4 protein-coding genes and 1 pseudogene are annotated in these 7811 nt (G+C 54.5%); 1 reads left to right on the top strand and 4 read right to left on the bottom strand.

Translation table 11 applies throughout. The annotated features are described in order from the left end of the window. Both VAE57_RS02820 and VAE57_RS02815 read right to left on the bottom strand, forming a co-directional pair. A pseudogene (locus tag VAE57_RS02820) lies at positions 1 to 244 on the bottom strand (DUF11 domain-containing protein); the annotation flags it as partial. Positions 245 to 258: 14 nt separating this feature from the next. After that, positions 259 to 2859, bottom strand: coding sequence for a hypothetical protein (locus VAE57_RS02815; protein WP_322820396.1), 2601 nt, complete (start codon positions 2857 to 2859; stop codon positions 259 to 261). 324 nt (positions 2860 to 3183) lie between these two features. On the opposite strand from VAE57_RS02815, the gene VAE57_RS02810 reads away from it, so the two are divergent. Continuing rightward, entirely contained in the window at positions 3184 to 3939 is a 756-nt protein-coding gene (locus tag VAE57_RS02810; protein ID WP_322820395.1) for an alpha/beta hydrolase, read from the top strand. Positions 3940 to 4108: 169 nt separating this feature from the next. On the opposite strand, the gene VAE57_RS02805 is transcribed toward VAE57_RS02810, so the two are convergent. Together VAE57_RS02805 and VAE57_RS02800 are read right to left on the bottom strand one after the other, a co-directional pair. Continuing rightward, the gene (locus VAE57_RS02805) at positions 4109 to 6778 is read right to left on the bottom strand and encodes an HYR domain-containing protein (protein ID WP_322820394.1); all 2670 of its coding nucleotides are present in this window, start codon (positions 6776 to 6778) and stop codon (positions 4109 to 4111) included. A gap of 250 nt (positions 6779 to 7028) precedes the next feature. Then, positions 7029 to 7247, bottom strand: a complete 219-nt coding sequence (locus tag VAE57_RS02800) for a hypothetical protein (protein WP_322820393.1) — start codon at positions 7245 to 7247, stop codon at positions 7029 to 7031. Positions 7248 to 7811 lie beyond the last annotated feature (564 nt).

Here is a 7811-nt window from a genome sequence, read left to right as displayed (position 1 = left end):
TCGGCGTGGCCGTCGCCACTCCCGTTGCGGTCGGCGTGGCCGTCGCCACTCCCGTTGCGGTCGGCGTGGCCGTCGCCACTCCCGTTGCGGTCGGTGTTCGCGTCGGTGGCTCAGCCGTCCCGGTTTCCGTAATACTGAGTGGAGGTGCCGCCGTAACCGACCCGAACGGTGTCGTCAGTAGAAAAGCCAGCAGAATTCCCCCTCCGATAACGATTGGCACTACACGCCAGAAATAGTCTCTCATGGTGATTTGCTCCCCTATCGTCCAATCAGCGGAATGAAATAGCGATGCTGCTGGCTTATCGTACCACGAGACTGTAACGGGCCGTACTCAGTAGCAGTACCATCCAGCTCAATTTCGACCAACCAGTACGAGTAATCCACACCGGCCAGTGCAGTGGTATCACTGAAGCGATAACTGGCACCACTGGTTGTACTGCCTCGCGCCGGAATTGGGATCGGCGTCAACAATTGCGCTTTATCCCGGCCAGCAGTTGAGCGATAGATCAGGAAGCCACGGGTATTAATCTCAGCCCCGGTTGTCCAGACGATGTCCCAGCCGTTACCGGATGCAACCAGGCGGAACTCGGTGAGCACAATAGCGGTTGGCGGACTATCGGGTGGCGGCGTGCTGAGACGGGTCGGATCGTCAGGAACGATGGTCGTTGGATCGTCACTCGGCGTTGAGGAGATATTCGCGCCCGTGGCCGTGGCCTGGTTGCTGATTTCGGTGACACTGTCAGGGAGAGGATTGTTTACCTGCACCTGGAAGGTAATCGTCAGCACCCCGTTCACAGCCAGCTCGTCTAAGGTGACTTCTACGGTGGTATCATCGGGGGTATTGCCACGCACAATCTGCGCAGTTGATGGCGTCGCTACCACACTACTTACGACGAGCGTGGTATTTGGATCGGGCGTGTCACTGACCTTCAGCCGGAGTGCAATCTCTGAGCCGGTATTGGTTAGCACCAGAGTGTACTCAATAACGTCACCCGGCCCGGCCAGATTATCACTGTTGTTATCGATGACCAGCGTTGCCCGTTTGATAAGGTCAACCGTGGTCAGGCCGGGCACCTGGGTTGTATCACTCGCGCTCACTGGTGGATGGGCATTACCGTTGACATCGGTATAGCTCAGCGTCGCGGTATTGGTCAGCGTGGTTGGGCCGGTTACTGTGGCGTTCACCTGCACGGTGATGCTCACACTGGCGCTTGCCCCCGCCGCGAGTGGGTTAGTCAAGGTGAAGGTCACTACCCCACCGCTCTCGCTACACGACCCACTCAGGCTGCCGAGGTTACAGCTCTGGTAGGTTACATCGGAAGGTAAGTTGTCAGTCAGCGTAATGTTATGCGCCGCCCCTACCCCGGTGTTGGTAAACGTCAGCGTGTAGGTCAATGTCTGCCCTGGAGCCGTGACGGTTGCGCCGTCGGTCTTACTCAATTGCAGCAGTGGTTGGTTGACAACCGTCGTGTCGGTCGCCTGGAGCTGTGGATACTGGTTGTTGAAGCCATCCCGATAATCGAGTACGGCGGTGTTGGTCAGGGTGACGGAAGAGGTAAGTGATGGATTGATCTGCACCGTGATCGTGATGGTGTCGCTGGCGTTATAATTGAGCGGATTGGTGCGCGTGTACACAACCGTACCGCCACTGAGGGTACATGACCCATTTGGTGAAGTGCAGGATACGAAATTGACATTCAATGGCAGCGTGTCGGTCAGCACAACATTGTAGGCCGGGCCAGGGGCGGTAATGCCATTACCGGTGTTGGTGAAGGTCAGCGTGTAGGTAAGCACTTCACCCGGCGCAGCGAAGCCTACCCCATCCGTTTTCGAGAGGATTAAGCCTGGGGCCGGCGGTGGATCAAAATACGCTGGAATACTTGACTGACCTTCCTGGATGAATTGATTATTGTTGTTAACGCAGCTCACAATGCGCCACCAGCCTGGTTCGGGGTTATTAATAACATCGCCAGCACGTGTTGCATTGGTACTGTTATTCCAGCGTGTCGCACCTGACACGGTGCCTGCGCTTCCTCCTGTCAATCCGCTAGCATCGAACGTAGCACTCGGCGCGTAGTATCTGACCCGTACATTCCCATCCATGTCAAAATTATGAAATGTGGCAGTGGGTTGACCAGGGGCGACATACTCGAACAGGGTCAGACATTTGGCACCAGCATCACTGTGCTGATACGTTGTGTAGGCCATCCCGATCGCTAACTCATCACCGGTACCGGGGAGACCATCGTAATTATCATAGTTGAGGGGAGGGGGGGTATTCGGGTTGTTATCATCGTCTAAGCCAAACCGCAACCGCCAGCTATTGTCAGCATTCCCGTTGGTTTGCGCACGCAGGATGTAGGTACCACAGCCTGTACTGTTGACGTTGATGCTGTAAAACCGAACCCACTGTGGCCCAACACTGCCCGAAGTGTATGTGTGCTGATAGAGTGAACCAAGGGCATTTGGCCCCGGCGCGATCGGATTGGTTGCCGGATTGAGTGATGTGCCTGGCTGGTATATCTCAAACACGGTGCTCTCGGCAGTGGTTATTTCATCAACCACACCAGCACCTGATGTATTATTGAGATCGGGATGGAACAGATCGACATGAATGAGCGTATCGAAAGGCCAGCCACACGGTACATGCAGGGTAATGTAGTGATAACCATTGCCTGCTGTCGAGTTTGTGTACCAGTCACCGATACCAAGTGCACGATTTGGACTTGAAGTCTGGAGGTAGAACACTGAACCGGCGGGTGGTAGTTCAACCGCCTGCGTGGTATCCTTCGACCACACAGGCAATAACAAAGCTACGACCCAGATGATCAAGATCATCATTGTAGTGCGACGTTGCATGAATTTTCTCCGTGTGTTATCCCAGGAAGATTAGTTCACGGGAGTGAACCGAACGCCTACAGGCATAAATCCTCATCGAATTATAAGACATTGCGACCATATTGCCAATACCTTTTGGACTATTATTTAGCAGGACTATAGTACTATAAGAACGTAATGTTTGTTGAATTGTTTGTCATATCATTGGGTGGCAGAAACCGGGAATATATCAGCCAAACAGGGAAGAGCCGCGGTTTATTCTGGAGATAAGCTGATACAATTAGTTGAGTAAACGTTGATATACTACGTGTGATCGTAATTTTGTAATTTTAGAGGTGTATTTCAGTGTCAACAATTTCTACCCGTCACGGCCCACTGCACTATCTCACCGTTGGTCAGGGGGCACCGTTTGTGCTGCTCCACGGCAACACCTATAGCGCGACCACCCAGGTGCGGCTGGCGCAACGGTTTGCCGATCAATTTACAGTCTACTCGTTTGATCTGCTCGGTCATGGTGGTTCAGCGCGTCCACCAGATCTCTTCACCACTCGCTACTTTCAGATGCAAGGCAAGGCAGTTGCCGATGCGCTGGCCGGTCTGTTTCACGCACCGGTACCGGTCTTCGGTATGAGTGCTGGCGGTATCAGTGCCTTGAATGCGGTCTGTATTCGCCCCAATCTGATCGCAGCTCTCATTCTTGACGGGGTGTTTGTGCGGGTAACCGCAGCAACCTATGAGGCGCATCGCCACGCCACAGCCAGTATGTCTCCGAGCTGGCACCGTTATATGGCTGGTCAGCATGGTGCCGACTGGTGGCCGATTCTCAATGCCGGTGTTGAGTCGGTGATCGAGCAACTGGCCGCTCAGGAAGCATTGGTCACACCGTGCCTTGATCAGATTCGGGTGCCGACCATTATTTTTCACGGTGGCAAAGACCCGTTCGTGCCCGATGAACAGGCGCGGGCAGTAGCTGCCGGTATTCGCGGTGCCCGCATTGTCTACGAACCAGAGGCTGGTCATCTGATTGCCTGGCGTAATCCTGATGCCTTCCGCGCCCGTGTTGGACGGTTTCTGGTTGAGGCAGGCGTGATAGCGGAATGACGGCGGACAGGGTGAACGAACCGCTACGTCTCCAGCATGTTCTCTGCACACAGCGTGTACGTAACGCGATGATCTGGCACACCCTGTTGCTTCTCATTTGACATTCCTACCCTTCTGCATCGCGACGTTGATAGGGGCCGAAGCCAGGCTTCGGCCCCAGAGATTGCTGTTAGCGCACAATGACGGGTACGAAGAGACGATGTTGCGGTGCTTCAACCGGCGGTGATCCCGGTGGCGTGATCGTCACCGTAAAGCTGCCACTCGCCACATTGCCGGCGGTATCGCTGGCAGTACAGGTGACCGTCGTCGTACCTATCGCGAAGGTGCTGCCGCTGGGTGGCGTACAGCTCACCGCTACCGTCCCGGCCACCGCATCGCTGGCGGTGGCGGTGAATGTCACTACCGCACCCACCGGCCCGCTCGCCTCACGGGTGAGGTTGCCGGGCAGGGTAAGGGTTGGCGCTGTCGTGTCTACCACCGTCACCGTAAAGCTACCACTCGCCACATTGCCGGCGGTATCGCTGGCAGTACAGGTGACGGTCGTCGTACCTATTGCAAAGGTACTGCCACTAGACGGCGTACAGCTCACCGCTACCGTCCCGGCCACCGCATCGCTGGCGGTGGCGGTGAATGTTACTACCGCGCCGGCAGATGACTCCGCTTCTACGGTAACCTCTTCCGGCAGAACGAGCGTCGGTGGAGTTGTATCGATGGTAAACGTGAGCGATACATCTTCACCCAGTGCAATACCACTGACACTACTTAACGTGGCACAGGCAATCAGCGTATATTGACCATCAGGTAGAGGCTGAATGGTGGGAACAATGGTCGTTGTCGCATCGTTGACCGATACACTGGCGATCAGATTACTGCCGGTACTACTGCACGAGGAAAGGTTGCCCGACCACAACCGATAGTTTGCTTGATCGGTACCATTGCGCAAACGTTCGGCGAAGGTGAGGCTAAGTTCGGTGATAGTGGCATTGACGGCATCGCCATCCTGTAATGGTACTGTGCTCGTGCCATCACTACGCACAACCACTGATACGGTTGGCGGTACGAAGCTCAGGCGGCGTCCGAAAATCTCAAACTGTCGATCAGCCGCAATGCCGTTCAGATAGCCGGCCCAGACAGTCATAAAGCGTCCACTACCGGTTGCTGCAAGTCGCGGCGCAACGCGATGCCAGTTCACCGGATTCAACGTGGTCGAGCTGGCGATCTCTACTTCGCCACCGGGTAATGGACGGGCTAATCCGCTTGAACTTGCCTGAAACGCGGTTGGCGCCAGTGCCGGTGTCGTCCCGATCTGAAAATTCGCACCAATTGTTGCCAGGGGCGCACTTCCGTCAGTATCGGCATTGAGACGCTGTCCATACACCTCGAAGCGATCATTCACGCTGGGATCGCCACGCCAGACCACCAGCCATTCCCGATTGAACGGATCGTAGTCAACATCGACATCAAGTCCCTTGAAGCGGTTATCGATCCCATTAGAGCTAAAACTGACCCGTTGCCCACCGACACTCGTCCCAAAACCGGTGGGCTGGCGCAAACTAACATACACCTCGTCAAAACCGTTGACGTTATCACCAAACCACGCGACCAGATACTGATTGCGGTCAGGATTGTAGGCTACAGCAGGCCGATAGGCATCACAACTGGCATCATCGCATCCGGTAGCTTCCCCGATCTGGCTAATCCGATGATCGTCACGATAGTTTGCACCACTGCCGGGTAACAGATGAGCCTGCGTGCCGTCGGCAGCCAATACCTGACCATAAATCTCAAACTCGCCATCTTCTACGCCACCGGCGTTGTTATCGGCTGACCAGACCACGAACCATTGATTATCTACGCTATTGTAGGCAATCGCTGGTGTCACTGCATCGTAATCGGGTCGCACGTAACCGGCAGCCGAGGTTGTAAAACCAGCCCGGCTGATGAGGAAATCGTTTGGTCCAATCTGACCGATAAAGCGTCGGGTGGGATGGGGGTCGAGTGAAAAACGCTGACAGCGAATTTCAAACTCACCACCTTGCTCGGCGAACGGTTGCGAGAGGAACCCATTCGCCCGGTCATCAGACCAACAGATCAGGAATTCGCCATTCTGGCTATTGTAGGCAACCGCGGGCGAGAATGCGTCCCAATCGGGGTTGCGGTTTTCAAAATTGTTTCGGTAAAACAGCACATTGATCTCGGTGATCCGGTCATCCTGGGGGTTCCCGCACTCGTCACGAATCAAGAGATCGCCATCGGCAGCCACAACCTGGACATAGATCTCAAAGGCACCACCGGCACGATAACCGGCCCGACCGGCGTCCGGGTTGTTGCAGTCAATCAGAGGATTGGTATTGTCTGCCGTCCAGGCTACCAGAAACACATTATCACGTGCGCTATAGCTTACAACGGGGCTATAAGCATCGAAGGGGTCGGTCGAGCGATCATTGCCGTTACGACTGATCCGAAAAGCGGTACCACTGACTTCAGCCCCGGATGCCGTAGGTGCGATCAACGCACCGGTCGCCGCGTCAATAAACTGACCATAAATCTCGAACTCATTCGAGCCACCCCCCTCACGAGGACGCGCATAGACAACCAGATATTGATTGGTCACCGGATTGTAGGCGATGTCCGGTTCAAACGCATCCCGTGTCGGTGCCACATTACCAATCCGCTCGTCATTCTCACCAATCACACTGTTCAGCGAGGAACGGGCACTGATACCGGCTGATATATCAAGCGCCGGTGTTGATGACGTATGCGCTGTACTGATAGCCGGTATCGTCGCCGATAGTAGCCAGATAGCACCCAAAACAAGCGCGATCCATCGTGGTCGCATAGATTCTCCTTCGCTAGTTGCGGAAATCATGAGATGTTGGTTGAGCGGGAAATGATGTAAGCAATATAGCCCGGTATGTTTATACCGGGCTAACATGTGGTGGCGATGAACAGGTAGCGATGAGCGATTACAAAATTATTAATTCGCGTTACGAATAATTGTCGGTACGGCCAGAAATGAGATAAGAATGGCCTGGAAGAGCGGTTGATGTTGCTCTCTTCCAGGCCGTTTCCGCAAAACGACGGCGATACTACACATGAAACTGATCCAGGATCATCTGCACCTGGCTGCGATACTGTGGCCACGCTCGTCGGCCAATCAACCCTTCGATGAGATGTTCCAGGCACATACGATTACTAAACGATGCCTCCAGGCCATCGGTTGGACGCAGGATATGACCACTCCACTTGTGCATATCATCAAAAATGATATGCAATGTTTGATTGGCGACAGACAACCGGTATTCCACAGGATGTTCACTTTCACGTTGATATGTTACAGCAACTCGCTTATCGCAAGCATGCTGCGATGTGTAGTCCATGCACAAAAACATCGTTCCCCTCCACCCAATAGTTGTACACACGAGACGCCAAAAGACACCTGGCGATGTACTCATGCTGACGGCAACAGGTGTTCGGCAAGGCATCGGAGGTCAGCTCGATGCAGAGATACCGTACCACGATGCATCTAATACGCATACCCACCCAGGGTGGATCGGCGGGTTGATGCCGGATACAACGTTTGGATCGGCGTACTCCAACCCATTTGAGCTGGACAAATGTTAGAAGTTTACCCAAGTTGCTACCTTTGTCACCACAGAGGCACAGAGGGCACAGGCAATGAACATAGGAGAGAGGAGATTAGGAAATAGAAGAGAGGAAATAGGAAAAAGAGAAGAGAGGAACGTGACGAGCATTCATTGCATCCGCGTGAGCGGTCGGCTCAACGGTTTGCCCCGCGCCAGATCGTGAGCACGGCGGCTGTGGCAGCATGGCTGCCGCACGCCAAACCTTGCGACGCACGCATGACGAGC

Source organism: Chloroflexus sp. (genome assembly GCF_034434295.1).
Taxonomy (GTDB): domain Bacteria; phylum Chloroflexota; class Chloroflexia; order Chloroflexales; family Chloroflexaceae; genus Chloroflexus.
The sequence above is the reverse complement of the archived record's forward strand: the minus strand, read 5'-3'. Positions and strand labels throughout refer to the sequence as shown.